The sequence below is a fragment of the Sodalis sp. (in: enterobacteria) genome (assembly GCF_047607725.1).
Lineage (GTDB): Bacteria > Pseudomonadota > Gammaproteobacteria > Enterobacterales > Enterobacteriaceae > JBLKSS01.
The window spans coordinates 2,802-4,874 of the sequence record NZ_JBLKSS010000225.1 but is presented as its reverse complement, the minus strand read 5'-3'; the positions used below and the strand labels follow the sequence as shown (position 1 = coordinate 4,874).

The 2,073-nt window shown below is 58.8% G+C and carries 1 protein-coding gene, 2 pseudogenes and 1 riboswitch; of the genes and pseudogenes, 1 reads left to right on the top strand and 2 read right to left on the bottom strand.

The window, feature by feature from the left end:
* Positions 1-135: 135 nt before the first annotated feature.
* Both ACMX3H_RS17005 and moaA read right to left on the bottom strand, forming a co-directional pair.
* Positions 136-345 (bottom strand): annotated as a pseudogene (locus ACMX3H_RS17005) (cyclic pyranopterin monophosphate synthase MoaC); the annotation flags it as partial.
* A 19-nt stretch (positions 346-364) separates the two neighbouring features.
* A pseudogene (moaA, locus tag ACMX3H_RS17000) lies at positions 365-472 on the bottom strand (GTP 3',8-cyclase MoaA); the annotation flags it as partial.
* 58 nt (positions 473-530) lie between these two features.
* Positions 531-672, bottom strand: a riboswitch (molybdenum cofactor riboswitch).
* 251 nt (positions 673-923) lie between these two features.
* On the opposite strand from moaA, the gene ACMX3H_RS16995 reads away from it, so the two are divergent.
* Positions 924-1,835, top strand: coding sequence for a gluconeogenesis factor YvcK family protein (locus tag ACMX3H_RS16995; RefSeq protein WP_415211660.1), 912 nt, complete (start codon positions 924-926; stop codon positions 1,833-1,835).
* The last annotated feature ends 238 nt before the right edge of the window (positions 1,836-2,073 follow it).

Here is a 2,073-nt window from a genome sequence, read left to right as displayed (position 1 = left end):
ACCCCCGGAAGCTAAAAGTCTCCAGAGTATGGCGGAACAGAAGATGAGCGATCGGACAGAATCGGAATCGCTGATCGGGCGACCGGAATCAGTGATCGGGTGAAATCGGAATCAGTAATCGGACGTGACCGGAACCAGCAGCTCCCAGGTGCGTTTGGCGGCCTGGATGCCGGCGATGGCGAACACATCCCCTTTATGGTGCTGGCCATCGAGGATCATCGCCAGGGTGGCCGGCGCCATCGTGACATAGGCGCAGGCGCGGGCTTCGCGCACCGTGTCGGCTTTGGTGGAAACATCCACCATATGCGCGTCGCCGCGCTCGGTAATGTGGGTCAGTTGCGACATACGTTTTCTCCGGGCAGGCCTAGCCGCCGATATAGGATAGGTTGCGGGTAATGCCGGTATTGCCCTGATGTAAGAAATGGGTCTGCTTTTTGTGATTCAATCCGCCGGCGATACGGGTTTTCAGCGCCTCAAGCGTCCGATTGCTCTCGAGCAGATAGTAAAACCTGCGCTCAAACGCATCGATGAGTTGTGACACAGTAACACCTTTCCAAATACGGGAGATGCCGGCATTTCTACCCTGCACCCTGGTGGCCATCGCCACGGCCAGAACCCCGTATGACTCATCGGGAGCCACTTAGGCGTAAAGGCTAGGAGTTATGTTTACCTTTTCGCCCAAAGGTACGAAAAGGAATGGTTGACTGGCTTCTATTCTAGCCCTAAAGCCGCGCGGATACCATGCGTGGCGCGCGAAAAACCGCTATATAAAAATATATATAACGTTGATATTACACTGATTTTTTCATTTCATTCCCTGAAAACCCCCGGCATGCGCTCGTCCCGGTTCGCTTTTGCCGGCAAATCCGCTATTTTATGCCACACTCAGCCTCAGTCACCCGTTTCACACCATCAGGAGAAATATGCGCAACCGAACATTAGCCGATTTGGACCAGGTGGTCGCTCTGGGAGGCGGCCACGGCTTGGGCCGGGTCATGTCTGCGCTTTCCTTTCTGGGATCACGATTGACGGGCATCGTGACCACCACCGATAACGGCGGCTCTTCCGGCCGCATTCGCCAGTCCGAAGGCGGCATTGCCTGGGGCGATACCCGCAACTGCCTCAATCAGCTTATCGCCGAACCGAGCATCGCCTCGGCGATGTTTGAATACCGCTTTGGCGGCCAGGGCGAACTGGCGGGCCACAACCTGGGCAATTTGATGTTGAAGGCGCTGGATAATCTCAGCGTCAGGCCGCTTGAGGCCATCAACCTGATTCGCAACCTGCTGAAGGTCAACGCCAGCCTGATCCCGATGTCGGAGCAGCCGGTGGATTTGCAGGCCACCGCGTTGTCCGGCGACACCGTGTATGGGGAAGTGGCCATTGACCGGCTAAATGAATTGCCCGTACAGCTGAAGCTAACGGCGCCGGTTCCGGCGACGCGCGAAGCGCTGCTGGCTATCGCCGGCGCGGACCTCATCATTATCGGCCCCGGCAGCTTTCTCACCAGTCTGATGCCGTTGTTGCTGGTGGAATATTTGACGCAGGCGCTGCGCCGCACCCGCGCGCCGATGATCTATCTGGATAACCTCGGCCGTGAACTCAGCGTGGCGGCGGCGAATATGACGCTGGCGCAAAAAGTGCGCATGATGGAGCAGGCCATCGGCCGGGAAAAGGTTATCGACGGGATGATTATCGGGCCGGGGACGGCGGCAGACAGCCTCGCGGAGCGCATTATCATACAGCGGCCGCTGGCGGCGGATGACGAACCTCATCATCACGACCGCGTGTTACTGCGCCAGGCGCTGGATCTGGCCCTGCAGTCACTCGGCTGACCGCCGGAGCCGGTGGTCAAGGCTGCAACAAAATGCCAGTCGATGCCGGAGCCGGCGCTGTCGAACAAGGTGGCCCGGGCTGCAACAAATCGCCCTCCGATGGCGGCAACGCCGTCAGAAGACGGCGATAAATTGCNMGCNCMGGGCNNSAMYTTGWTCGNRCANCGCYGGCKSCSKCWTCRAMTKSCAKKTTNYTGCNGCMTKKWSCWSCNRYKCSGGYKKYCAGCNCGMGNGANCT